Source organism: Acidovorax sp. JHL-9, assembly GCF_000426205.1.
Taxonomy (GTDB): Bacteria; Pseudomonadota; Gammaproteobacteria; order Burkholderiales; family Burkholderiaceae_C; genus Acidovorax; species Acidovorax soli.
In genome coordinates this window covers 81,149-106,020 of record NZ_KE384507.1, presented here as the reverse complement: position 1 = coordinate 106,020, position 24,872 = coordinate 81,149, and the positions used below count along the sequence as shown (strand labels likewise).

The 24,872-nt window shown below is 67.1% G+C and carries 22 protein-coding genes; 15 read left to right on the top strand and 7 right to left on the bottom strand.

The window, feature by feature from the left end; translation table 11 throughout:
• Positions 1-18 precede the first annotated feature (18 nt).
• Positions 19-1,152, bottom strand: a complete 1,134-nt coding sequence (locus K225_RS0119595) for an FAD-dependent monooxygenase (RefSeq protein WP_026437897.1) — start codon at positions 1,150-1,152, stop codon at positions 19-21.
• 88 nt (positions 1,153-1,240) lie between these two features.
• Here K225_RS0119595 and K225_RS0119590 point away from each other — a divergent pair, with 88 nt between their 5' ends.
• From K225_RS0119590 to K225_RS0119565, 6 genes are all read left to right on the top strand, one after another.
• Positions 1,241-2,110, top strand: a complete 870-nt coding sequence (locus K225_RS0119590; protein WP_026437896.1) for an MOSC domain-containing protein — start codon at positions 1,241-1,243, stop codon at positions 2,108-2,110.
• A 93-nt stretch (positions 2,111-2,203) separates the two neighbouring features.
• The gene (ychF, locus tag K225_RS0119585) at positions 2,204-3,298 is read left to right on the top strand and encodes a redox-regulated ATPase YchF (RefSeq protein WP_026437895.1); all 1,095 of its coding nucleotides are present in this window, start codon (positions 2,204-2,206) and stop codon (positions 3,296-3,298) included.
• A 133-nt stretch (positions 3,299-3,431) separates the two neighbouring features.
• Positions 3,432-4,310: an EamA family transporter RarD gene (rarD, locus tag K225_RS0119580; protein WP_026437894.1), complete on the top strand. Its 879-nt coding sequence runs from the start codon at positions 3,432-3,434 to the stop codon at positions 4,308-4,310.
• A gap of 282 nt (positions 4,311-4,592) precedes the next feature.
• On the top strand, positions 4,593-5,339 hold the full coding sequence (locus tag K225_RS0119575) for an ABC transporter ATP-binding protein (RefSeq protein WP_026437893.1): 747 nt from the start codon (positions 4,593-4,595) through the stop codon (positions 5,337-5,339).
• Between the two features lie 67 nt (positions 5,340-5,406).
• A complete protein-coding gene (locus K225_RS0119570; RefSeq protein WP_026437892.1) occupies positions 5,407-7,785 on the top strand; it encodes an FtsX-like permease family protein in 2,379 nt (792 codons plus the stop codon).
• Positions 7,786-7,822: 37 nt separating this feature from the next.
• A complete protein-coding gene (locus K225_RS0119565) occupies positions 7,823-9,067 on the top strand; it encodes an efflux RND transporter periplasmic adaptor subunit (protein WP_026437891.1) in 1,245 nt (414 codons plus the stop codon).
• Between the two features lie 607 nt (positions 9,068-9,674).
• Here K225_RS0119565 and K225_RS0119560 read toward each other — a convergent pair.
• The gene (locus K225_RS0119560; RefSeq protein ID WP_034713554.1) at positions 9,675-11,093 is read right to left on the bottom strand and encodes a M20 family metallopeptidase; all 1,419 of its coding nucleotides are present in this window, start codon (positions 11,091-11,093) and stop codon (positions 9,675-9,677) included.
• Between the two features lie 12 nt (positions 11,094-11,105).
• Positions 11,106-12,110, bottom strand: a complete 1,005-nt coding sequence (locus K225_RS0119555) for a tripartite tricarboxylate transporter substrate-binding protein (protein WP_026437889.1) — start codon at positions 12,108-12,110, stop codon at positions 11,106-11,108.
• A 176-nt stretch (positions 12,111-12,286) separates the two neighbouring features.
• On the opposite strand from K225_RS0119555, the gene K225_RS0119550 reads away from it, so the two are divergent.
• Together K225_RS0119550 and K225_RS21380 are read left to right on the top strand one after the other, a co-directional pair.
• Complete coding sequence (locus K225_RS0119550) at positions 12,287-13,246, top strand: LysR substrate-binding domain-containing protein (protein WP_026437888.1); 960 nt, start codon at positions 12,287-12,289, stop codon at positions 13,244-13,246.
• Between the two features lie 194 nt (positions 13,247-13,440).
• Positions 13,441-15,060: a bifunctional aminoglycoside phosphotransferase/ATP-binding protein gene (locus K225_RS21380; protein WP_238323293.1), complete on the top strand. Its 1,620-nt coding sequence runs from the start codon at positions 13,441-13,443 to the stop codon at positions 15,058-15,060.
• On the opposite strand, the gene K225_RS0119540 is transcribed toward K225_RS21380, so the two are convergent.
• On the bottom strand, positions 15,035-15,559 hold the full coding sequence (locus K225_RS0119540; protein ID WP_026437887.1) for a YqaA family protein: 525 nt from the start codon (positions 15,557-15,559) through the stop codon (positions 15,035-15,037). The two genes, K225_RS21380 and K225_RS0119540, sit on opposite strands and share 26 nt — an antisense overlap.
• A gap of 160 nt (positions 15,560-15,719) precedes the next feature.
• Between K225_RS0119540 and K225_RS0119535 the strand changes: the two genes are divergently transcribed.
• The 4 genes from K225_RS0119535 to purH all read left to right on the top strand — a co-directional run bounded on the left by K225_RS0119535 (position 15,720) and on the right by purH (position 19,400).
• Positions 15,720-16,274 (top strand): M15 family metallopeptidase, encoded by a 555-nt coding sequence (locus tag K225_RS0119535; RefSeq protein WP_026437886.1) that lies wholly within the window; start codon positions 15,720-15,722, stop codon positions 16,272-16,274.
• Positions 16,275-16,426: 152 nt separating this feature from the next.
• Positions 16,427-17,473, top strand: a complete 1,047-nt coding sequence (gene dusB, locus K225_RS0119530) for a tRNA dihydrouridine synthase DusB (protein ID WP_026437885.1) — start codon at positions 16,427-16,429, stop codon at positions 17,471-17,473.
• Entirely contained in the window at positions 17,470-17,703 is a 234-nt protein-coding gene (locus tag K225_RS0119525; RefSeq protein WP_026437884.1) for a Fis family transcriptional regulator, read from the top strand. Before dusB ends, K225_RS0119525 begins: the two co-directional genes overlap by 4 nt.
• A 95-nt stretch (positions 17,704-17,798) precedes the next feature.
• A complete protein-coding gene (gene purH, locus K225_RS0119520) occupies positions 17,799-19,400 on the top strand; it encodes a bifunctional phosphoribosylaminoimidazolecarboxamide formyltransferase/IMP cyclohydrolase (RefSeq protein WP_026437883.1) in 1,602 nt (533 codons plus the stop codon).
• A 190-nt stretch (positions 19,401-19,590) separates the two neighbouring features.
• On the opposite strand, the gene K225_RS0119515 is transcribed toward purH, so the two are convergent.
• The 3 genes from K225_RS0119515 to K225_RS0119505 all read right to left on the bottom strand — a co-directional run bounded on the left by K225_RS0119515 (position 19,591) and on the right by K225_RS0119505 (position 23,768).
• The gene (locus tag K225_RS0119515) at positions 19,591-21,351 is read right to left on the bottom strand and encodes an alkaline phosphatase (protein ID WP_026437882.1); all 1,761 of its coding nucleotides are present in this window, start codon (positions 21,349-21,351) and stop codon (positions 19,591-19,593) included.
• Positions 21,352-21,526: 175 nt separating this feature from the next.
• Positions 21,527-22,837: a glutamate-1-semialdehyde 2,1-aminomutase gene (hemL, locus tag K225_RS0119510; protein WP_026437881.1), complete on the bottom strand. Its 1,311-nt coding sequence runs from the start codon at positions 22,835-22,837 to the stop codon at positions 21,527-21,529.
• On the bottom strand, positions 22,821-23,768 hold the full coding sequence (locus K225_RS0119505) for a bifunctional hydroxymethylpyrimidine kinase/phosphomethylpyrimidine kinase (protein ID WP_026437880.1): 948 nt from the start codon (positions 23,766-23,768) through the stop codon (positions 22,821-22,823). The genes hemL and K225_RS0119505 overlap by 17 nt, the downstream gene beginning before the upstream one ends.
• Before the next feature lie 94 nt (positions 23,769-23,862).
• On the opposite strand from K225_RS0119505, the gene K225_RS22045 reads away from it, so the two are divergent.
• Genes K225_RS22045 through K225_RS0119495 form a run of 3 tightly spaced genes read left to right on the top strand, consistent with a single transcriptional unit; the run spans position 23,863 to position 24,858 of the window.
• Positions 23,863-24,036 (top strand): rubredoxin, encoded by a 174-nt coding sequence (locus K225_RS22045; RefSeq protein WP_081679752.1) that lies wholly within the window; start codon positions 23,863-23,865, stop codon positions 24,034-24,036.
• Positions 24,037-24,094: 58 nt separating this feature from the next.
• A complete protein-coding gene (locus K225_RS0119500; protein ID WP_026437879.1) occupies positions 24,095-24,493 on the top strand; it encodes a PleD family two-component system response regulator in 399 nt (132 codons plus the stop codon).
• Positions 24,493-24,858, top strand: coding sequence for a PleD family two-component system response regulator (locus K225_RS0119495; protein ID WP_026437878.1), 366 nt, complete (start codon positions 24,493-24,495; stop codon positions 24,856-24,858). Before K225_RS0119500 ends, K225_RS0119495 begins: the two co-directional genes overlap by 1 nt.
• Positions 24,859-24,872 lie beyond the last annotated feature (14 nt).

Here is a 24,872-nt window from a genome sequence, read left to right as displayed (position 1 = left end):
CACGCGCAGCCCCAGGTGTCAGTGGGTTCCCATGGCCTGGCGGGCCATCCATTCCTTCAGGGGGCCGCTGTGCTCGAAGCCCTTCATGCCCCAGTTGCGCAGTGCCTGCCAAGGCCCTTCGGTGCGCGCAAAAAGCTGCTGCAACCCGTCGGTGGCCAGCCCCATGGGCAGCATCGCTGCCTTGCGCTCGCGCTCGTAGCTGCGCAGCAAGCGCAGGTCGGCCACGCTGCGCCAGTAGTCGCGCCCATGCAGCACGCGGGCCAAGGCCTGCGCATCCGCCAGCCCCATATTCAGCCCCTGTCCTGCCAGTGGATGTACGTTGTGGGCCGCATCGCCGGCCAGCACCCAGCTGCGGGGCTGGCTGCCCTGGCCGGGCAATGCGCCGCACCAGCGGTTGGCATGCGCCTGCTGCAGGGGCCAGGCGGCCCGTTCGCCCTGCAATTGCAGCGTTCCCATTGCACCCTGGCTGGCGGTTTCGAGGCGTTGGGTGAATTCCTGCGGCGCCAGTGCCAGCAACTGGGGTGCCTGTTCCTTGAGGACAGACCACACCACCGCCACAGAGTTCCCCTGGGCGCCGTCCAGTGGCAAGAAAGCCAGGATGCCGTCCGGCAGAAACCACTGGCGGGCGATCTGTCCGTGGGGGCGCTCGCAGGTCAGCCGCGTGGCAATGGCGTGCTGCTCGTAGGCGGTGACCTCGAATGCCACACCAAACTCGCTGCGGGTGCGGCTGGCCCGGCCCTCGCACACCACGGTCAGGGTTGCGGGGACCGGCTCGGACACTACCTCGACCTGTGGCTGGTAGCGCACGGCTTCCGCCAGGCGGGCCTCCAGCGCCGGAACGTCCACGATCCAGGCCAGTGCCTCCACGCCCTGGGTCGCCGCGTCAAAGTGCACCGCGCCACCCTGGTCGCCAAATACCTGCATCTGCGCAATCGCCGTGGCATGGGCCGGATCGGGCCAGCTGCGCAGGGAATCGAGCAGCTGGCGCGATGCTGCATTCAGCGCGTAGGCCCGCACGTCGCCAGTGGGCGCCACCGAAGGAGAGGGCGCAGCCACCAGGGCGACGCGCAGCCTCTCGCGGGCCAGCAGCAAGGCCAGGGTGCGGCCCACCACGCCGGCGCCACGGATACAGATGTCAAAGGTTTTCGCCATGGGGGCATTGTAGGAGGGGGCCATGGGCCAGACGGCGCAGCACAATGGCCCATCCGGCCCTTGGTGCCGCCGACTGGAGCCTGCTCGCGTGACTTCTCTCCCTGAATCCGATCTCTCCGGCACGATCTCGCGCCTGTTCGTTTACCCGGTCAAATCCTGCGCGGGCATCGCGGTGCAGGAGGCCTTGCTCACCGAGACGGGCCTGGACCTGGACCGCGCCTGGATGGTGGTCGATGCGCAGGGCATGTTCCTGACCCAGCGCACCGTGCCCCGCATGGTGCTGGTTCATCCTCAGCTCAAGACCTTCGAACTGGTGCTGCGCGCTCCGGGCATGCTGGCGCTGCACCTGGCCCTGGATGCTGTGGATGGCCCCGCCACCGTCACGGTTTGGGACGACAGCGTGCCCGCCTGGGACATGGGCCCCGTGGCGGCCCAGTGGTTCAGCGATTTCCTGGGCCAACCCTGCCGTCTGGTGCGTTTCGACCCGGATCACCGCCGCCTGTCGGGCATGGACTGGACCCAGGGGGTGGAAGCGCCCAACCAGTTTGCCGATGCATTCCCTTTGCTGGTGACCAGCGAGGCATCGTTGGCCGAGCTCAATGCGCGGCTGGCGGTGGCCGGCGAGGCCAGCGTGGGCATGGAGCGCTTCCGGCCCAACGTGGTGCTGGCGGGGCTGGAGGCGCACGACGAAGACCGCGTGGACAGGGTGCGCGTGGCGGCGGAGCACGGCGAAGTGCATCTGCAGCCCGTCAAACCGTGCGCGCGCTGCCCCATACCCAACATCGATCCCGCCACCGCGCACAGCAGCCCGGCCGTGACCGACACCCTGCAGGCGTACCGGCAGGACGCGCGCATGGGCGGCGCCATCACCTTCGGCATGAATGCCATCGTGCGCCAGGGGGCGGGGCAGGTGCTGCGCGTGGGGCAGCGCGTTGCCGCAGATCTGCGCTTCGAATGAGTGGCGCAGGGTGTGCACAGGGTCTGTGCGCAGGGCTTGGCCCCAGGCCCGTAAAATCCGGGGTTTGTCTCCAGAACACCAGAAAGCCCTGCCATGAGCCTCCAATGCGGCATCGTGGGCCTGCCCAACGTCGGCAAGTCCACCCTCTTCAACGCGCTGACCAAGGCTGGCATCGCCGCCGAGAACTACCCCTTCTGCACCATCGAGCCCAATGTCGGCGTGGTGGAGGTGCCCGATCCGCGCCTGCAGCAGCTCGCCGAGATCATTCATCCTGAGCGCATCGTGCCGGCCATCGTCGAGTTTGTGGACATCGCCGGCCTGGTGGCAGGCGCCAGCCAGGGCGAGGGCCTGGGCAACCAGTTCCTGGCCCATATCCGTGAAACCGACGCCATCGTGAACGTGGTGCGCTGCTTCGAGGACGACAACGTGATCCACGTGGCGGGCCGCGTGGACCCGATCTCCGATATCGAAGTCATCCAGACCGAGCTGTGCCTGGCCGACCTGGGCACGGTCGAGAAAGCCCTCAACCGCTACACCAAGGCCGCCAAGTCGGGCAACGACAAGGACGCTGCCAAGCTGGTGGCGCTGCTCACGCGCATCCAGGCCGCACTCAACGAAGGCAAGCCCGCCCGCTCGGTCGAGATCACCAAGGAGGAGCAGCCCCTGCTCAAGTCCCTGTGCCTGATCACGGCCAAGCCCGCCATGTTCGTTGGCAATGTGAGTGAAGATGGTTTCGAGAACAACCCGTTCCTGGACCGCCTGAAGGAATACGCCGCCAGCCAGAACGCTCCCGTGGTGGCGATTTGCGCCAAGATGGAAGCCGAAATGGCTGAGATGAGCGACGAAGACCGCGACATGTTCCTGGCCGAAATGGGCCAGAGCGAGCCTGGTCTGGCCCGCCTGATCCGGGGTGCCTTCAAGCTGCTGGGTTTGCAGACCTATTTCACCGCCGGCGTGAAGGAGGTGCGCGCCTGGACCATCCACATCGGTGACACGGCACCGCAGGCCGCTGGCGTGATCCACGGCGACTTCGAGCGTGGCTTCATCCGTGCCCAAACCATCGCCTTTGACGATTTCATTGCCTACAAGGGCGAGCAAGGTGCCAAGGATGCAGGCAAGATGCGTGCAGAAGGCAAGGAATACGTAGTGAAAGACGGCGATGTGCTGAACTTCCTGTTCAACGTCTGACCTCGGTGCCTGGGGCCTCGCGGCCCTGTGCCACTTGCCCGTGTCCCTGCACTGCCTGGCGGTTGCAGGGATTTTTTATGGCGCCATGGGTGCGCCCATGCTGCCGGTCCCGCGCTTTTTTCGATCCTCGCCCATGACCCCAGGAATTGTCTATGCCGCCCTTGCCTATGTGGCCTGGGGCCTGTTTCCGCTGTATTTCCGGCAGGTGGCCCATGTGCCCGCGCTGGAGGTGGTGGTGCACCGCACCGTGTGGTCGCTGGTGTTCGTTTTCGCCGTGCTGGCCGTGCGCAGGCATTGGGGCTGGATGCGCGCCCTGTGGGGCCAGCCCAGGGTGCTGGGGGCGTTCGCGGTGTCGGCGCTGCTGCTGTCGGGCAACTGGCTCACCTATGTGTGGGCGGTGCAGAACCAGCATGTGGTGGATGCCAGCCTGGGCTATTTCATCCTGCCGCTGGTGAATGTGGCGCTGGGTTTTGTCTTCCTGCACGAACGGCCTCGCCCCGGGCAGTGGCTGGCCGTGGCGGTGGCGGCGGCCGGTGTGCTGTGGCTGGCGGTGCAGGCCGGGCGCGTGCCGTGGATTGCGCTGGTGCTGGCCCTGAGCTTTGGTTTTTATGGGCTGATGCGCAAGGTGGCCACGCTGGGCGCGCTGGAGGGCCTGGCGCTGGAGACGATGATGCTGGCGCCGGTGGCCGCGGCTGCGCTCGCCATCTGGTCTGCGCAGGGGCAGGGCGCGCTGGTGCAGGGGGATGTGCCCACCATGGCGTGGCTGCTGGTGGCCGGCCCCCTGACCGCTGTGCCGCTGCTGTTGTTTGCCGCGGGCGCGCGCCGGATTCCCCTGGCCACCATGGGCATCCTGCAGTACATCTCGCCGAGCCTGCAGTTTGCGCTGGGGGTCTGGCTGTTCAACGAGCCGTTCCAGCCGACGCGTCTGGTGGGTTTTGTGCTGATCTGGGCGGCCCTGCTGGTGTACAGCCTGGAAGGGGCTTGGACGCGCCGGGGCCGTGCCTCACCCTGAGCACGGAACCAAAGCATGGGATGGGCCCGAAATTCTGAATCGAATAAGCTTCTATCGCTTATGAAATAAGCGCTGGTAGCTGTTTTTTTCAGGAGTCAGGGTGCCGCCATCGCGGTGCTGTTGGCCATGGGCTGGTTGCGTGATGTTCGCTGTCCACAAGGCGGACCTGTGTGGCGGCTGCCGTTTTGTGCCCATCGCTTGACCCAGGGTGGTTGACACGCATCAAGCAGTGCCCACACTGTGCGGCATTGTCCTGATGCCCGGCGCGCAGCGCTGCCTTCCATGCCCGATGCCCTTGTCAATCCGCCCGTGGTGCCACCCGGTGCCGCCGTGGTGTTCCACGCGCGCAATCTGTGCAAGACCTACCAGACGGGGGAGGTGCAGGTGCGGGCGCTGCACGACGTCAATCTCGACATCGTGCGCGGCGAGTTCGTCGTGCTGCTGGGCGCCTCGGGCAGCGGCAAATCCACGCTGCTCAACATCCTGGGCGGGCTGGATGTGCCCACCAGCGGCGAGGTGCGGTTTGCCGACCACGCCCTGAGCGGCGCCAGCGAGAGCGAGCTCACCACCTACCGGCGCGAGCATGTGGGCTTCGTGTTCCAGTTCTACAACCTGATCCCCAGCCTGACGGTGCGCGAGAATGTGGCGCTGGTGACTGACATCGCACCGCACCCCATGCCCATCGACGAGGCCATTGCCCTCGTCGGGCTCACGCCGCGCCAGCACCACTTTCCGGCGCAGCTCTCGGGCGGCGAGCAGCAGCGCGTGGCCATTGCGCGCGCCATCGTCAAGCGCCCCGAGGTGCTGCTGTGCGACGAGCCCACCGGCGCGCTCGACTACCAGACCGGCAAGATGGTGCTGGAGGTGATCGCCCGCATCAACGCCGAGCTGGGCACCACGGCCGTGGTCATCACGCACAACGCCGCCATCGCCGCCATGGCCGACCGCGTGGTCTACCTGGTGGATGGCACCATTGCGCGCATCGATCGCAATGCGCACCGGCGCTCGCCTTCGGAGCTGTCGTGGTGAGGGCCCGGAAGCCGTCCCCACGCTCGCCCACTGTGTGTGCGTGGCACCCCCTCGGCGGCAACACAGCATGAAAGCCCTCGACCGCAAGCTGCTGCGCGACCTGCGCCGCATGTGGAGCCAGGCTCTCACCATTGCGCTGGTGGTGGCCAGCGGGCTGGGGGGCTTCATCACCACCTTGTCTGCGGTGGATTCGCTGGCGCTGGCGCGCGACCATTTCTATGCCCAGGGCCACTTTGCGGATGCGTTCGCCACCGTCAAGCGCGCGCCGCTGGCGCTGGCCGACGTGTTGCGCGGCGTGCCCGGCGTGGCCGATGTGCAGGTGACGGTGGAACAGGTGGTGCGCGTGGAGATCGCCGGACTGGTTGATCCCATCATCGGCCAGCTCATCGGCGTGGACCTGCGCCAGCCGCCGCGCATGAACCAGGTCACGGTGCGCAGTGGCCAGGCGCTGGCCCCGCCCGGCGCGGGGCAGGGCCGCAGCGACAGCACCATCGATGCGCTGGTGTCCGAAGGTTTTGCCCGCGTGCGCGGCCTGCGCCCGGGTGATGAGGTGACGGCGCTGGTCAATGGCAAGCGCCGCCAGCTGCGCATCGTGGGCACGGCGCTGTCGCCCGAATACATCTTCGCGGGCATGGCCGGCATGCCCGACCTGCGCGGCTTCGGTGTTTTCTGGGTGGACCGCGAGGCGCTGGCCGCCGCCTACGACATGCAGGGCGCCTTCAACCGCGTGGCCGTCAAGCTGGCGCCGCAGGCGTCGGAGCCCGCCGTGCTCGATGGCCTTTCGCGCCTGCTGGCGCCCTATGGTGGACGCGATGCCCGGGGCCGCGAGGACCAGGCATCGCACGCCATGCTCGACAACGAGATCAAGGAGCAGCGCGTGATGGGCACCCTGTTGCCTGCCATATTCCTGGCCGTTGCGGCCTTTTTGCTGCATGTGGTGCTCTCGCGCCTGGTGGCCACGCAGCGCGAGCAGATCGCCGCGCTCAAGGCGCTGGGCTATCCCAACAGCACCATTGCCGGGCACTACCTCCAGCTGGTGGGCGTGATCGTGGCGGTGGGGCTGGCGCTGGGCGTGGCCCTGGGCAACGGGCTGGGCACGATGCTGACGGGCCTGTATGCCGAGTTTTTTTTCTTCCCGGTGTTCGAGCACCGCATCGCGCCCTGGCTGATCCTGGTGGGCGCGGGTGTCACGGGCGGCACCGCGCTGCTGGGCACGCTCAGCGCCATCGGGGCCACCGTGCGCCTGGCCCCGGCCGAGGCCATGCGCCCGCCAGCCCCGGGCCAGTACCGCCGCACCACGCTGGAGCGCCTGGGGGTGCGGCGCATACCCGCCGGGCTGCGCATGATCCTGCGCAACATGGAGCGCAAGCCCCTGCGCACCACGCTCACCATCGGCGGCACGGCCGCTGCGGTGGCCATCGTGGTCATGGGCAATTTCTTTCGCGATGCCATCGACCACATCGTGGACACCACCTTCCACCTCGCGATGCGCAGCGATGTGAACGTCTGGATGACCGAACCGGTGGATGCGCTGGCCCGCCTGCAGCTGGCGCGCCTGCCGGGTGTGGCGGGCGTGGAGCCCGCCCGCAGCGTGGCGGTGCGCATGGCCTACGGCCACCGCAGCGAGCGGGTGGGGCTGCAGGGCGTGGCCCCGGACGCACAGCTGTTACGCATCGTCGATGTGGCGGGCCGCCAGAGCCCCGTGCCCGATGCCGGACTGCTGCTCACCGACCGCCTGGCCGACAAGCTGGGCGTGCGCGTGGGCGATACGGTGCAGGTGGAGGTGCTCGAAGGTCGCCAGCGCACGCTGTATGTGCCCGTGCAGGCCACCGTGCGCGAGATGATGGGACTCAACGCCTATGTGCAGCGCGACACCCTCAACCGCTGGCTGCAGGAAGGCGACGTGGCCTCGCAGTTCAATGTGGCGCTGGAACCCGGCTCCGAAGCGCGTTTCCTGGAGGCCACCAAGGCCCTGCCGCGCGTGGCGGGCGCCTTCAGCAAGGCCACGCTGCTGCGCAACATGCAGGACGTGAGCGCGCGCAATGTGCGCATCATGAGCACCATCCTCACGCTGTTCGCGGCCGTGATCGCCGTGGGCGTGGTCTACAACAATGCGCGCATTGCCCTGGCCGAACGCACCTGGGAGCTGGCCAGCCTGCGCGTGCTGGGTTTCACGCGCGGCGAGGTGTCGGCCTTGCTGCTGGGCGAGCTGGCGATCGGCATTGCGCTGGCGCTGCCGCTGGGCATGGCCATGGGCTGGGGGCTGGTGCACCTGCTGGTGGAACTGCTCAAGAACGACCAGTTCCTGTTTCCGGTGGTCATCAGTGCGCGCACCTATGCCTGGGCAGGGCTGTGCGTGGTGGCGGCGGGGGCGGCCAGCGCCCTGGTGGTGCGCCGGCAGATCGACCGGCTGGACATGGTGGGCGCGCTCAAGACGCGGGAATGACGCAGGCAACCAACAATACAGGCAAGGGAAGACGGCAATGCAGAAGAAAACGGTGATCTGGGGTGGCGGGGTGCTGGTGGTGCTGGGCGCCCTGCTGGCCTGGGCGTTTGTCCCCCGGCCGCTGCCGGTGGAGACGGCGGCCGTGGTGCGGGGCCGCTTCGAGGCCGGTGTCGATGAGGACGCGAAAACCCGCCTGCATGACCGCTACAGCATCTCGGCCCCGCTGGCCGGTCGGCTGGCGCGCATTGCCCTGCGCGAGGGCGATGCCGTGCGGGCGGGCGACGTGGTGGCGCGCATCACCCCCGGCCTGCCGGCACTGCTGGATGAGCGCAGCCTGCGCGAACAGCAGGCCCGCGTGACGGCCGGCCAGGCCGGTGTGCAGCGCGCCGCCGCGCGCATTGAGCGCAGCCGCGTGGCGCTGGAGCAGGCACGCCATGACCTGCGCCGCAGCGAGCAGCTGGCGCAGCAGGGCTTTGTGGCCCCCGCGCGGCTGGATACCGAACGCCTGGCGGTGCAGGCGGCCGAGAAAGATGCCGACGCCGCGGTGCAGGACCAGCAGGTGGCCCGCGCCGATCTGGCCCAGGCCCGTGCGGCGCTCGACGTGGTGCAGCGGCCCGGCGGCACGCAGGTGGGCAAGGCCTTCGAGGTGCAGACCCCTGTGGCCGGCCGCGTGCTGCGCGTGGCCCAGTCCAGCGAAGGCATTGTGGGGCTGGGCACGGTGCTCATCGAGGTGGGCGACACCGCGCAGCTCGAAGTGGTGGCGCCACTGCTGTCCACCGATGCGCTGCAGGTGCGCGCGGGCAGCCCCGTGCGCATCGAGCGCTGGGGCGGCCCGGGCGTGTTGCAGGGGCGCGTGCGCAGCGTGGAGCCGGCGGCGTTCACCAAGGTATCGGCGCTGGGGGTGGAGGAGCAGCGGGTCAACGTGCTCATCGACCTGACCAGCCCCCCCGCGCAGTGGGCCGCGCTGGGCGACGGCTACCGCGTGGTGGCGCGCGTGCTCACGCGCCAGGCCGAAGACGTCTTGCTGGTGCCGCTGAGCGCGCTGTTCCCCTGGCAGGACGCACAGGCTGCTGCCAGCGCGGCGGCGCCCACGGGTGACGCGCCGGGCATGGCCGTGTTCGTGGTGCGTGAGGGGCGCGCGCGCCGCCTGCCGGTGCTGCTGGAGGCCCGTGGCAGCACGCACGCCTGGGTCAAGGAGGGGCTGCAAGCCGGTGATCAGGTCGTGGTATACCCGCCAGCCACGCTGACCGATAGCGCGCGCGTCGCCATCCGTGCGCCCTGATGATTGCAGAGGCCGCTGGACGCGTGCCTATCGCGGGCGATTCAACCCGCCTCTGGCTCAGCGCCCGCGCATCCATGGGCGCCGGCTTCCGTTCCCACCCGTTCCTATCCGTTCTTTCGTATGCATCCGGCATGGCCTACGCCACCCTGGCCTACATCGCCGGGGGCTTTTTTCGCTGCATTTCCAGCTCCTCAAGGCCGTGTCGCCGGTGGAGATCATTGCGCACCGCACGCTGTGGTTGCTGGCGTTCCTGGCTGCGGCCGCTGGCGTGGCAGCCGCGCGTGCTGGGGGGCGCTGTCGGCGGCGCTGCCGTGCTACACCGCCGATTGCCTGTGGCGCCAGCGCATGGCGAGGCCTGTTGCCTGAAGAAAATGCGTGGTTAGGCACCTGTCTCAGTGCGTCGGCGTCTGCGCCTGACTCCCTCCCCCTCTGGGGGGGGGTTGGGGTGGGGCCAGAGGTGCAGATGCACATCAAGCGCGAGTCCTTTGCCAGCAGCTCCCATCCCTGCCTTCCCCCAGAGGGGGAAGGGGTCTGAGACATGTCGCTAATCAGGGGAAAATGCCACGTAACGCCCGTTGAACGGGCGCTGGCAGCTATCAAATTGGCATCATGTGCGCAGAAACGGTAGCGGCACGTCCGCAGGTATCGGGCATGCGTAGGGCTTGCCCTGGCGGCGCTCCAGCAGCTCTGCCTTGGCCTGGGCGATGAGTTCGGGGCGCTGCACCAGCTCGATGGCCGTGGCCGTGAGCACGCGCGCTGCGCGCACCATGCCGGCGTGGGCCAGGGCGGACTGGCCCTGCGACACCATCTGCCACGAGTGCATGGGCGTGCCGAAGGCGTAGCAGGCCACCCAGGCCTGGACCGTGGGCGTGATCCAGCTCACGTCGGCCACGTCGGTGGAGCCGAACAGGATGTCGTCAACGGTGGGGTCGTAGGGCGCCACGCCCTCGAACACTGCGGGCACCTGGCCGCGCAGCACGCTGGCCAGCGGGCGGCTGACGGCGTTGATGTCGTTCTCGCTCAGCGTGGCCTGGAATTGCCCGGCCTGGCCCTGCTCGCCGGTGCCCACCGTCAGTGCGCCCTCGGCCAGCAGCTTGGCGTAGAGCACCTCGTTGAGCGTGCGGTTCTGCAGCAGGTTGGAGCAGGCCTTGTCGAACACAATCTCGACCCGGCAGCCGGTCATCAGCGCGGCGCCGTGGGCCACGTTCTGCACGCGCTCGTAGAGCTCGGCGGCCTCGTGGTTGCGTGCCGCGCGGATCAGGTACAGCACCTCGGCGCGCGCCTGCACCACGTTGGGCGACAGGCCGCCCGAATCGGTGATGGCGTAGTGCACGCGCGCGTCGGACGGCATGTGCTCGCGCAGGTAGTTGGCGCCCACGTTCATGAGTTCGACCGCGTCGAGCGCGCTGCGCCCCAGGTGCGGCGAATGGGCCGCGTGTGAGGCCTTGCCCTGGAAGATGAACTTGGCCTGTATGTTGGCCAGCGTGGTCTGGCTGAACACGCCGGTGAAGCTGCCCGGGTGCCAGGTCAGGGCCGCGTCCACGTCGTCGAACACGCCAGCACGCGCCATGAAGGTCTTGCCCGAGCCGCCTTCCTCGGCCGGGCAGCCGTAGTAGCGCACGCGCGCCTGGCCGCCGCTGGCCTGCAGGTGCGCCTGCAGCGCGATAGCCGCGAAATGTGCCGAGGTGCCCAGCAGGTGGTGGCCGCAGCCGTGGCCCGCCAGGCCGGGACTGTCCACCGAGGGCGTGCACACCAGGGCGCCGCTTTGCTGGTTCAGGCCCGACAGCGCGTCGTATTCGCCCAGGAAGGCGATCACCGGGCCGGTATCACCCCATTCAGCCATGAAGGCCGTGGGGATCCCGGCCACATCGCGTGTGATGCGAAAGCCCGACCCGGCCAGCGCATCCATGTGCAGCTGGGCCGATGCCGTCTCGGCGTAGCGCAGCTCGGCCAGCGACCAGATCCGGTCGGCCAGCGCCGTCATGCGCGGCGTCTCGCGCGTGAAGAATTCCTGCAGTTGTTCCATGCCGTGCCCCACTTATTCGGGCTTGACCCCGGCCTTGTCCAGCAGCGCTTTGTTGCGCTGCGACTCCCGGGCGACCTGGGCCGGGAACTGGCTTTGGTCCATGCTGGAGGCGTTGGCGCCCACGGTTTTGAGGCGCTTCTGCACCTCGGGCAGGAGGGTGGCCTTCACGGCGGCCTCCTGCAGGCGCTTGATGATGGGCGCGGGCGTGTTCTTGGGCACGACGATGCCGAACCAGCTGATGCCCAGCTGGTTCAGGCCGTCGTAGCCCAGTTCCTTGAAGGTGGGCACGTTGAGCAGTTCGGGTGCGCGGCGTTCGGAGGCTTGCACGAAGGGGATCAGCTTGCCGCTCTTGATGTGCACCATGGCCGAGGGCAGCTGGTCGGGCATGAGCTGCACCATGCCCGCCAGCGCGTCGTTCAGGGCCGGGCCGGAGCCGCGGTAGGGAACGATCTGGATGTCGGTCTTGAGCGTCTCGTTGAACGAGGCCAGCATCAGGTGGCCCAGCGTGCCCAGGCCCGGCACGGCGCCGCTGATCTTGCCCGGCTCGGCCTTGGCTTTGGCCACGAAGGCCTCGAAGGTGGTCACGCCCAGGCTGGGGTGCACCATGTAGACGGCGGGCATGGTGACCAGGTTGGCCACGGGCGCGAGCTTGGCCGGTAGGCCCTCGGCGCGCGTGTACAGGTGTGGGTTGATGGTCATGGTGCTGACCGTGGCCATGCCGACGGTATAGCCGTCGGGGGCGGCCTGGGCCACGGCCTCGGTGCCGATCACGCCGCCCGCACCGGCCTTGTTGTCCACCACGACGGCCTGGCCCAGGGTGCTGCGCATGCCATCGGCCACGATACGGGCCACGATGTCGGTGGAGCCGCCGGCGGCAAACGGCACGACCAGCTTGATGGGCTTGTTCGGGTAGTTGTCGCTGCCCTGGGCCCGGGCTTGGGGCAGGGCGGAGCAGACGGCCAGGGCGGCGATGGCCAGGGTCTTCAGGCTCAGGCGGTGCGTGGGCATGGTGTGCATGGAATGTCTCCTTGGGAATGGCCGCCCTGTAGGGCGGTGCTGTGGATGGGGTTGGTGCACTCCACTGTAGAAAAAAAGCGCCGATCCGGGTGGTGTATTTTTCCTGTTGATATAAGTAAAACCAATGGATTCATACTTGTAGCCATGATCAATAAAAGAATTGGATCCAGCAAGCCATGAACAAACCCGATAGCTTGCCCGAGAGCCGGCAGCTCTATTCGCGCCTGATGCGGCATGTGCGCCTGCGTCAGTTGCAGCTGCTGCTGGCGCTGCAGCACAGTGGCTCGGTGGTGAAGGCCGCGCAGCACATGGACATGAGCCAGTCCGCAGCCACGCAGGCTCTGGCCGAGCTCGAACGCGTGCTGGACCTGCGCCTGTTCGAGCGCCACGCGCGCGGCATGCGTGCCACGCAGGCGGGCCAGGCATTGATCGATGCGACGCACGGCGTGATGAGCGAGCTGGAGGATGCTGCCGAGACACTGGCCGCCATCCGCCTGGGCGCCAGCGCCGCGCTGCGCCTGGGGGCGATACCGGCGGCGGCGCACACCATTCTGGCGCCGTTGCTGGCACGCTTTTATGCGCAGCGGCCCCTGGTGCATGTGGACGTGCAGGAGGGCGAGGGTGCGCGGCTGCTGCCGCTGCTGATTGCCGGCGCGCTGGATGCGGTGTTCTGCCGCCAGCCGGCGCTGCTGCCCGAAAGCCATGCCTTCGAGCCCCTGCTGGCCGACGAGGCGGTGTTCATCGCCGCGCCCACCCACCCCCTGGCCAGCGCCCGGCAGGTGCGATTGGTGCAGCTGGCCGATGCGCGCTGGGTGCTACCCACGTCCAGCATTGCCGTGCGTGACATCTTTGAGCGCGTGGTGCTGGCGCAGCTGCCCCAGGCGCAATGGTTTCACATATCCACCGTGTCGCTGCCGGTGCTGCAGGGGCTGCTGGCCCAGCCCGGGGCCGTGACCGTGGTGCCACGCAGCATCATGCCGGCACTGCACCATGCCGGGTCATTGGCCGGGGTCTGCATGCTGGACATGGCCTTGACACGCGAGGCGCTGGCGCTTGCGCCCCTGGGGGTGGTGTACCGCCGCGAGGCCAAGTCGGCGCTGCTGCGGGAAATGCTGGCGTTGTGGTGCGCGCCGTAGTGCGCGCCACCAGCTCATGGCTCCGTCCGGGGTGTTGCCTGCCGGGCCTCCAGGATGGCTGGCCAGAACAGTTCTGGGTTGAGCTTGATGAGGCCGAACACGGCCGCCGCGTGCAGCTGCGCGCGCTCTGATGGCCTGTTTATGATCTTTCCTTGCGTACCCCCATGGAAAAACAGGCCCTGAAAGCGTTGCCCATGTCCCTGCAAGACGATTACGCGAGCGCAGAACAACGCCTGCATGCGTTGCGGCAATGCCCTGAGGCCTTTGGCCACCCCACCGGTACCGTGGAGTGGATCGAAACACACATCTCCTGGCTGCTGCTGGCGGGTGACTTTGCCTATAAGTTCAAAAAGCCCCTGCAGCTGGATTTCCTGGACTTCAGCACCCCCGCGCTGCGGCGCGCCGCCTGCGAGGAAGAGCTGCGCATCAACCGCCGCACCGCGCCCGCCCTGTACCTGGGCCTGGTGGCGCTGAGTGGTGCCGCAGGCAGCCTGCGGTTGCACCCCGCCGAAGCAGCCCCGGCCGATGCCGAACCCGCCGTGCGCATGCGCCGCTTTGCGCAGGAGGCGCTGCTGAGCCACCTGCTGGAGCAGCAGCGCCTGTTGCCCGCCCATATCGACGCCCTGGCGCAGCAGGTGGCGCAATTCCACGCCAGTGCGGCGGTGGCCCTGCCGCCGCAGGGCTGGGGCACCGCCCGGGCCGTTACCGCGCCGGTGCACGACTGCCTGGCGGCGCTGCAGCCGCAGGTGGCGCAGTGGGCGCCCGACCTGGGCCCCGTGCTGGCGCAGGTGGCGCAGTGGTGTGCCACGCAGGGCGCCACGCTGGCGCCGGTGTTTGCGCAGCGCCTGCAGGCCGGGCGGGTGCGCGAATGCCATGGCGACCTGCACCTGGCCAACCTGGTGCTGATCGATGGGCAGCCGCAGCTGTTTGATGCGATCGAGTTCAACCCGGCGCTGCGCTGGATCGACTGCGTGGCCGACATTGCTTTCCTGGCCATGGACCTGGAGGCGCGCGGCCGCGCCGACCTGGCCTGGCGCTTTCTGAATGCCTGGCTGGAGCACACGGGCGACTATGCCGGTCTGCCGGTGCTGACGTATTACCGCGTGTACCGCGCCCTGGTGCGCGCCCGCGTGGCGGGCCTGCGGCTGGCGCAGGCGCAGGGCGAGGCGCGCGCCGCCAGCCTGCGGGAGGTGCAGCGCTATCTGGCGCTGGCGCAACGCTTCGTCCAGCCTCGCGCGCCCGCGCTGTGGCTGGCGCATGGTTTTTCAGGGGCGGGCAAGAGCACGCACTCGCAAGCACTCGTTGCCGAGCGCGGCGTGGTGCGCGTGCGCGCCGATGTCGAGCGCAAGCGCCTGTTCGGCCTGGCGCCCGAGGACTCCAGCGGCGCTGTGCCCGGCGGCATTTACACGGCCGAGGCCTCGCGGCGCACGCACGAGCGGCTGGCGCAGGCGGCGCGCTGGGCATTGGACGCGGGCCATACGGTGCTGGTGGATGCCACGTTCCTGAACCCGGCGATGCGCCAGCGCTTCATGGCGTTGGCGGCGCAGGCGCAGGTGCCTTGCCACATCCTGTCGTTCGAGGCGCCCCTGGCAGTGCTGCGCGAGCGGGTGCGCAGCCGCCAGCAGGCGGGTGGCGATGCCTCCGAGGCCTCGGTGCAGGTACTGGAGGCGCAATGGGCGGCGGCCCAGCCGCTCTCGCCCGCGGAGGAAGCGATCACGGTGCATGTGGACACCACCCGGCCGGTGGACTGGAATGCGCTGCTGCCGCCCGCTGGTGCTTGCGCGGGCGCTAGAACGCCAGGTGGCCCGGCATGAAATACAGCAGCACGCTGGTCATGACCAGGTAGCGAAAGAATTTGCCCACTGCCATGTAGGCCAGGCAGGGCCAGAACGGCAGCTTGAGCCAGCCCGCCACGGCGCACAGCGGGTCGCCCACCACGGGCAGCCAGCTCAGCAGGCAGGTCTTGGCCCCCCATTTGCGCAGCCAGATGCGCGCGCGGCGCTCGGTGCGGCTGAGCGCGCGCGCCGGTTGGGGATCGGCGCTGGGGGGCTGGCCGGCGCGCCGGTGGCGCCGCGCCGCATCCCAGGCGCGGTGCGCGCCCAGGCCCATCCACCAGCTCACGCCGCCGCCCAGGGTGTTTCCCAGCGTGGCCACGGCGATGGCGGGCCAGTACAGGTCGGGGTTGAGCTTGATCAGGCCGAACACCGCGGGCTCCGAGCCCATGGGCAGCAGCGTGGCCGATACGAACGAGACGACAAATACCGTGCCCAGCCCGAACTGCGGCAGAGCCAGCCATTGCAGCAGCTGGTGCATCCAGATTTCCATGGGGGCAAGTGTAGGGCGGCATTGCGCGCGCTGCAGGCCCTGGGGATTCCGTCCTACAAGGCGCTGCGCTGTTGGGCCACGGCGCGGGTGCGCCAGGGTTTGTATCGTGGGCTGACTCCCGCCCTTGGCAATCACCGGAAGGCTTGCGATGCATATCATCCCCCATACGCCACGATTTCCCTGCCGTACGTACTGGCTGTCACTGGCCGCCGGCATCTCACTGGCGGCCTGTGTGCAGAGCCCGCAGTCTGCGGTGTCTGGGCAGGCGCCACTCCCGGCGCCCATGGCCTGGAGCGTCGCGGAGGAGGGCTGCGCGGGGGGCGAGCGCCTGCGGGCTGCCTTGGCCAGTGCACGCAGCGAGTTGCAGGACCAGGGGCTGGTGCTGAAGACCGCGTGCCAGGCATCGCATGGCGCGCTGGCTGTTCAGGTGGAGGTGGCGAACGGCCTGCTGGCCAGCAAGGTGGTGCGCGGCCCGCTGGCCGAGGGCGAAGCGGTGGACATGGGTACTCCTGCCGGCGTTGGCAGCGCGGCGGCCGCGAGCCATAGCACTGATTTTTCACCCGATGTGCAGCACAACCGCCAGTGGCTGCGAGCGTTCATGGCGCGCCACCAGCTCGACAATCTGCCGGACGCCTGGTGGCGTTATGCCCAGAAAAAGGCGGCGCCATCGGCGGTGGCCGAAGTGGACCTGGCCGCGCGCTGAGTCCGCTGGTGCCAGAAGGCGCGGACGGAGGGTGGCACCGGCCATTGATTTCCGCTATCTGACGGGGCGCGCATTTCGTTTGCTGAAAATTTGAGCAGCTACAATGCTGCCTCCTTTTTCAGCATCCGCTGCGCGCCCATTCCTTTCCCTTCATGCAGATCGGCCACATCCCTTTGGCGAACCGCTTGTTCGTCGCCCCCATGGCGGGCGTCACGGACCGGCCGTTCCGCCAGCTGTGCAAGCAGCTCGGCGCGGGCTACGCGGTGAGCGAGATGGTGACCTCGCGCAAGGACCTGTGGAACAGCCTCAAGACCTCGCGCCGGGCCAACCATGAAGGCGAGCCCGGGCCGATTGCCGTGCAGATTGCCGGCACCGAGGCGCAGATGATGGCCGAGGCCGCGCTCTACAACGTGGACCGGGGCGCGCAGATCATCGACATCAACATGGGTTGCCCGGCCAAGAAGGTGTGCAACAAATGGGCGGGCTCGGCGCTGATGCAGGACGAGGCGCTGGCCGTGGAAATTGCCGCCGCCGTGGTGGAGGCCTGCGCTCCGCGCAAGGTGCCCGTCACGCTCAAGATGCGCACCGGCTGGTGCCAGCAGCACAAGAACGCCGTGGCGTTGGCGCGGCAGTTTGAACAGGTGGGCATCCAGATGCTCACCGTGCACGGCCGCACGCGCGAGCAGGGTTACAAGGGCCAGGCCGAATACGACACCATTGCCGCCGTGAAGGCCGCCGTGCGCGTGCCCGTGGTGGCCAACGGCGACATCACCACGCCCGAAAAAGCCCGCGCCGTGCTGGCCGCCACCGGGGCCGACGCCCTCATGATAGGCCGCGCAGCGCAAGGCCGGCCCTGGATCTTCCGCGAGGTGGGCCACTTCCTGGCCACGGGCGAGCACCTGGCGCCGCCGCTGGTGGCCGAGCTGCGGCGCCTGCTGCTGGAGCACCTGCAGGACCACTACCGCCTGTATGGCGAGCTGACCGGCGTGCGCAGCGCGCGCAAGCACATTGCCTGGTACCTGCGCGCGCTGCCGGGCGGTGAGGCCTTGCGGCAGCACATCAATACGATAGAAGACTGCACCACGCAGTGGCAGGCGGTGGCCGACTACCTGGATGCCCTGGCGCAACAGATGGACCGGCTGCCGGCCGCCACCGATGTGGATGCGAATACACAAGAACAAGAGGGAATGGCTGCATGAGCAAGAAAAACATTGAAGAATCCGTGCGCGAAAGCCTGCAAGGCTACTTTCGCGACCTGGGCGGTGAGACGCCCGATGGCATGTACGACATGGTGGTTCGCCTGGTCGAGCGCCCGCTGCTGGAGGTGGTGATGCTCCAGGCCGACAACAACCAGTCGCGGGCCGCCGAATGGCTGGGCCTGAACCGCAACACCCTGCGCAAGAAGCTGGTCGAGCACAAGATGCTCTGATGCCAGGGTGTCATTTGCTATTTAATTTATAGCTTTTGGCGCTTGTTGAATAAGCGCCAGGACCTGTTTTTATTCAAACTCTATCCATCCACACCATGAACGCACTTCTCTCCGTCTCCGACAAGACCGGTATCGTCGAATTCGCCCAGGCCTTGCACGCGCTCGGCATCAAGCTGTTGTCCACCGGCGGCACCGCCAAGCTGCTGGCCGACAAGGGCCTGCCCGTGACCGAAGTGGCCGAAGTCACCCAGTTCCCCGAGATGCTCGACGGTCGCGTCAAGACCCTGCACCCCAAGGTGCATGGCGGCCTGCTGGCCCGCCGCGAGTTGCCCGAGCACATGGCCGCGCTCAAGGAGTACGGCATCGACACCATCGACCTGCTGGTGGTCAACCTCTACCCCTTTGAAGCCACGGTGGCCAAAGCCGGTTGCACGCTGGCCGATGCCATCGAAAACATCGACATCGGCGGGCCTGCCATGGTGCGCAGCGCCGCCAAGAACTGGAAGGACGTGGGCGTGATCACCTCGGCCGACCAGTACGAGGCCGTGCTGGCCGAGCTCAAGGCCGGCGGCAAGCTCAGCGACAAGCTGCGCTTTGCGCTGTCGGTGGCCGCGTTCAACCGCATTGCCCAGTACGACGGTGCCATCAGCGACTACCTCTCGTCGGTCGCGTTCGAAGCCGAAAAACTGTCAGAAACCTACGTGCCCGCCCGCACCCAGTTCCCCGGCCAGAGCAACGGCATCTTCACCAAGATGCAGGACCTGCGCTACGGTGAAAACAGCCACCAGCAGGCCGCCCTGTACCGCGACCTCTACCCTGCACCGGGTTCGCTGGTCACCGGCGTGCAGCTGCAGGGAAAGGAGCTGAGCTACAACAACATCGCCGACGCCGACGCCGCCTGGGAATGCGTCAAGAGCTTCGAGGCCGCCGCCTGCGTGATCGTCAAGCACGCCAACCCCTGCGGCGTGGCCGTGGGCCTGGATGCCCTGAGCGCCTACAGCAAGGCTTTCCAGACCGACCCCACCAGCGCCTTTGGCGGCATCATCGCATTCAACCGGGTGGTCGATGGCGCGGCCGCAGCCCAGGTCAGCAAGCAGTTTGTCGAGGTGCTGATGGCGCCCGACTTCACGGCGGAAGCGCTGGAAATCTTCAAAGCCAAGGCCAATGTGCGCCTGATGAAAATCGCGCTGCCCGCCCCTGGCGGTCAAACCGACTGGGAACGCGGCCGCAACGCCATGGACGCCAAGCGCATCGGCTCGGGCCTGCTGCTGCAGACCGCCGACAACCACGAGCTGGCCCTGACCGACCTGAAGGTGGTGACCACGAAGCAGCCCTCGATCGAAGAAATGCAAGACCTGTTGTTTGCGTGGAAGGTGGCCAAGTACGTCAAGAGCAACGCCATCGTGTTCTGCAAGGGCGGCATGACCATGGGCGTGGGCGCCGGCCAGATGAGCCGCCTCGATTCGGCCCGCATCGCCAGCATCAAGGCGCAGCACGCCGGCCTGACCCTGCAGGGCACGGCGGTGGCGAGCGATGCGTTCTTCCCCTTCCGCGATGGCCTGGATGTGGTGGTGGATGCGGGCGCCACCTGCGTGATCCAGCCCGGTGGCAGCATGCGTGACCAGGAAGTGATTGACGCCGCCAACGAGCGCGGCGTGGCCATGGTGTTCAGCGGTGTGCGGCACTTCAGGCATTGAGAACAAACCCCTGGGGCGCTTCGCGCCTTCCCCCTTCTCTTGCAGCGCTACGCGCTGCGGAAGGTGGACGCCGCCGGCGCGGCGGCCACTGGCCTGGGCCACGCCGGTTTCAAGGGCATGGTGATATTCGAAAAAAAGCGGCCGAGGCCGCTTTTTTGTTGTTTGCGCTCCTGCTCGGAGCGCAGGGCGGTCAGGCCGCCACGATGTGCCCGCGCCCGCTGGCGCCGGCCAGCACCTTGAGTGACTTGTCGGTGCTGGCGGTGTAGTTGCGGCTGGTGATGGTGTTCACATACACCCAGTCGGCGCGGCACTCGGTGGCCGTGGCGGTGAGCAGCATGTAGCCGCGGCGCGCGGTGTCGCAGTATTTCAGCGTCTTGATCAGCTGCTGGAAGGCGCCCGCCAGCATGGCCGGGTTTTCCTTGGGCAGGTACTCCTCGAAGCCGGGGGACGACACCGACGAGGTGGCGAACTCCACGCCCACGGCGTTGCCGTTCATGTCGGCCAGTTCGTTGGCCCAGGCATTGTGCGTGTCGCCCGACAGCACCACCAGGTTCTTGCCCAGGCTGCGGGCCGTGCCCAGCACGGTTTCGCGCGCGGCCTGGTAGCCGTCCCAGGCGTCGAGGTTGTAGGGGATGCTGGGCTGGGCCAGGATGGCCTGCTCGGCGGGTGTCAGCGTGGCGGGCGCCGTCTGGGCCTTGGCCATGAGGGCCGAGTATTGCGACAGCGACACCCCCGTGGCGGGGTTGTTGAAATTGAGCAGCAGGGGGGCGGGCACGTTCATGCGCCCCATCAGCACCTGCTGGCCCAGCACCTGCCAGGTGGCTCGGGACGCGGCCATCTGCTGCCGCAGCCACTGGGTCTGTGTGCTGCCCAGGAGTTGGCGCGCCGGGTTGCCCACGGCGGCGGTGAAGCCTGCGGCATCGATGCCGCTGGCTGTGATGTAGTGGTTGTAGTCGAGCTGCTCTTCGCGTCCGATGGCGCGCGTGTCCAGCATGTGCAGCGCCACCAGGTCGCCAAATTGAAAACTGCGGTAGATCAGTTCGGGCTGCGCGTTGCGGGTGGGCATCCACTCGTGGTAGGCCTGCATGGCGGCGGCCTTGCGTGTGGCAAAACTGCCTTCGGTGCCCGCCTGGTGGTTTTCGGCGCCGTTGGCCCAGGTGTCGTTGGTGATCTCGTGGTCGTCCCAGATGGCGATCATGGGCGCCACGGCGTGCAGGGCCTGCAGGTCGGTGTCGGTTCGGTACTGCGCATGGCGCGCGCGGTAGTCTGCCAGCGAGAGGATTTCGCCCGCGGGCTGCACCAGGCGGCCCAGCTGTTCGGCATTCGCCGACGCATAGCCGCCGCGCGCGTATTCATACAGGTAGTCGCCCAGGTGCACGGTGGCGTCCAGGTCGTTGCGGCGTGCGGCCTCGGCATACACATTGAAGTAGCCCGCCGGGTAGTTGGCGCACGAGAACACGGCCAGCCTGACCTGTGCGACGCTGCCCGTGGGCAAGGTGCGCGTGCGTCCCAAGGGGGAGCTGGCCGCATGGGCGGTGAAGCGGTAGTGGTAGGCCGTGGCGGGCTGCAGGCCGGTGGCATCGATCTTGACAGTGAAGTCGCGGGCTGCGGTGGCGGTGGCCTGGCCCTTGGCCACCACGGTGGTGAAGGCGGCATCGCTGGCCAGTTCCCATTGCACGGGGATGTCTGCCGTGGCGCCCACAGCCGGCGTGACGCGCGTCCACAGGATCACGCGGTCGTTCAGCGGGTCGCCGCTGGCCACGCCGTGGACAAAGCGCACCTCCGGAACGTCGCTGCCACCGCAAGCCGCCAGCGGCAAGGTACCGAGCGCTGTGGCACCCCAGGCCATCTGGCGCACGAAGCGGCGCCGACCCGTGTCCGTGGCTGCCTCCGTGGCGATGGCAGGCTGCAACAAGTTGGTGAGGGGCTTCTTGTCGTGGGGGCTGTGCATGGCGGAACGCTCGGAGTAAAGCCACCAAGGCTGACAGGCGCTTGTGACGGGGCTGTGAACACTGGCGCCATGCAAAAACCCCGTGGCAACGGGGTGCGTTGCCACGGGGTTGGTGGTAGAAAGCCAATGGGCCGTTTTTGACTTGTAGCGCTTGTCTGGGAAGCGCTATGCGCTCTTATTTTGTGAGCGTTTTGAAGACCTCGCGCGCAATGGACACGGTGTCGGCAATGTCCTGTGCGGTATGGGCGGCGCTCACGAAGCCGGCTTCGTAGAGGGCGGGCGCGATGTACACGCCGCGGCCGAGCAGGCCATGGAACAGTTGGTTGAAGCGCGCACCGTCGGTCTTCAGCACTTGCGCGTAGTTCTGCGGCAACCCGGGCAGCAGGAAGAAGCCGAACATGCCGCCCTCGCAGTCGGCGCTGAAAGGCACGCCTTCGGCCGCTGCCGCTGCGGCCAGCCCATCGACCAGCGAGCGGGTACTGGCGCCCAGGGTGTCAAAGAAGCCGGGCTTCCTGATCTCGCGCAGCGTGGCCAGGCCACAGGCCGTGGCCACGGGGTTGCCCGAAAGGGTGCCGGCCTGGTACACCGCGCCCAGGGGGGCCAGGTGCTCCATGATGGCGCGCGAGGCACCGAAGGCCGCCAGCGGCATGCCGCCGCCGATCACCTTGCCCAGCACCGTGATGTCGGGCCGGAAGCCCGGGATGCTTTTGGCGTACACGCTTTGCGCGCTGCCCAGGGCCACGCGAAAGCCGGTCATCACTTCGTCCAGCACCAGCAATGCGCCATATTCGGTGCACAGCTCGCGGCAGCGGCGCATGAAGGGCACGCTGGCGCGCACGAAGTTCATGTTGCCAGCAATGGGCTCGATCATCAGACAGGCCAGGTCCTTGCCGTGCAGGGCGAAGGCCTCTTCGAGCTGGGCCACGTTGTTGTATTCGAGCACCAGCGTGTGCTGTACCACTTCGGGCGGCACGCCGGCGCTGGTGGCGTTGCCAAAGGTCGCCAGACCCGAGCCGGCCTTGACCAGCAGTGCATCGGCATGGCCGTGGTAGCAGCCCTCGAACTTGATGAGCTTGCTGCGCCCCGTGGCGCCGCGTGCCAGGCGGATGGCGCTCATGCCGGCTTCGGTGCCCGAGCTGACCAGGCGGATCATCTCCATGGAGGGCACCAGGCCCAGGATTTCTTCGGCCAGCTCGATCTCGCGCTCGGTGGGGGCGCCAAAGCTGAAGCCTTCCAGCGCGGCTTTCTGCACGGCCTCGAGCACGGCCGGGTGGCCGTGGCCCAGGATCATCGGGCCCCAGGAGCCGATGTAGTCGATGAAGCGCTGGTCGTTGGCGTCCCAGAAGTAGGCGCCCTGGGCACGCTTGACAAAGCGGGGCGTGCCGCCCACGGCCTTGAAGGCCCGCACGGGCGAGTTCACGCCGCCGGGGATGAGCGCCTTGGCGCGTTCGAACAGGGGGATGTTGAGGTCAGTGCTTGGTGTCATGGGGTGGCATCACAAAGCCTTCGAGGGCCTGTGTTTCGTCAAGGGGTTCGTCTTCATCGCCATCGTCCTCATCGGGCTGGGCCCAGAACATGCGATCGGGAATGATGTGCCCCATTCCGGGGCGAAATCCGGCGTCCAGGCAGCGGTCCAGGTAGCTCAGTGCCTCGCTGGTGGCTTCGCCCAGATCGTTGCCACTGGCTATCAGCGCTGTCAAGGCGGCCGAGAGGGTGTCGCCTGCACCGGCAAAGGTGGCGTCGAACAGTTCGAACTTGCCGCTGCCCAGCACGGTCTGGGGCGAGGCCAGCACGTTCTCGACGAACTGCTCGGGCAGCGGTATGCCCGTGACCAGGGTGTAAGGCACGCCCATTTCGGCGGCGGCCCGGGCGATGTCGCGGGCGGTGGGGCTGCGGTCGCTTCGCCACTCGGGCAGCAGCCAGCGCCACAGCGTGCTGTGGTTTCCGACCAATACGGATGTTTGCGGCAGCAGCAGTTCGCGAAAAGCATCCAGGTACTGGTCGATCAGGTCGTCCTGCCACCACGACAGGTTGGGCATGTAGGCGATGACGGGGACCTCGTCATAGTCCGTGGTGATCTCGGCAATGGCGCTGATGTTCTCGGGGCTGCCCACAAACCCGATCTTGATGGCCTGTACCGGCAAGTCTTCCAGCACGGTGCGCGCTTGCTCGGACACGGCCTCGTCGTCAAAGCTGAAGTGGTCGAAGATCTCGGCGGTGTCCCGGATGTAAGTGCATGTAACAACGGCAATGGGGTGTCCTCCCACCGAAGCAATGGTGCTGATATCGGCGGTAAGACCGCCCGCACCGCTGGGATCACTGGCGTTGAACACCAGAACGCAGGCAGGACTGGCAAGGTCCGCTGCCTGGTCGGAAATGTCCGCTATATCAGAAGAAGGGGGGGTATTTGTTGTCATGGGCCGGATTCGGCAGTGAGGGTGGCACAGAAGCAGCAACCCGGTGTGATGACTAGATACAATCGTTGCATTCTATGTGAAGGCCCAGTAAGCTGTGACTGACTTTAAAACTTGGATGTGTCTGATCTGTGGATGGATATATGACGAGGCACAAGGTTCACCCGAGCACGGCATTGCGCCCAACACGCCGTGGGATCAGGTCCCCATGAATTGGACTTGTCCCGAGTGTGGTGCCCGCAAAGAAGATTTCGAGTTGGTTCAGATTTGAGACGCTTCAGCACCATCTGCTGTGGCGTTGTTTTTTTCTCCATCGGGAGCAGTGACAATTGACTACAGCAGGCGCAACTTTCAAAGTGCTCGTGGTGGATGACAGCAATACCATTCGCCGAAGCGCCGAGATTTTTCTCAAGCAGGGAGGGCACGAGGTCTTGCTGGCAGACGATGGGTTCGATGCCTTGGCCAAGGTGAATGACTACCAGCCGCAACTCATTTTCTGCGACATTCTGATGCCCAAGCTTGATGGATATCAGACATGCGCCATCATCAAGCGCAATGCGCGTTTTGCAGATACTCCTGTGGTCATGCTTTCCTCCAAGGATGGCGTGTTTGACAAAGCGCGCGGCCGCATGGTCGGTTGCCAGGAATATCTCACCAAACCCTTTACCAAAGACCAGTTGTTGCAGGCGGTGCAGCAATTCGGTAATTCCCAACAAGGAGCCATGTAATGCCTATTCAGAAAGTGCTGGTCGTTGACGACTCGAAGACCGAGTTAATGTTTCTGACCGACTTGCTGCAGAAAAAAGGCATGCAAGTGCGTACCGCTGAAAATGCCGAAGAGGCGTTTCGCCGATTGGCGGAAGAAAAGCCCGATTTGATTTTGATGGACGTGGTGATGCCGGGGCAAAATGGTTTCCAGCTGACCCGTTCCATTACGCGTGATCCCCTCTATGCGGATGTGCCCATCATCATGTGCACCAGCAAAAACCAGGAAACGGATCGTGTCTGGGGAATGCGCCAGGGCGCACGCGGATACATCACGAAACCGGTAGATCCAGCCGAGCTGCAGGCCAAGATCGATGCGCTGAACTGAGGCGGTTCGCGTTC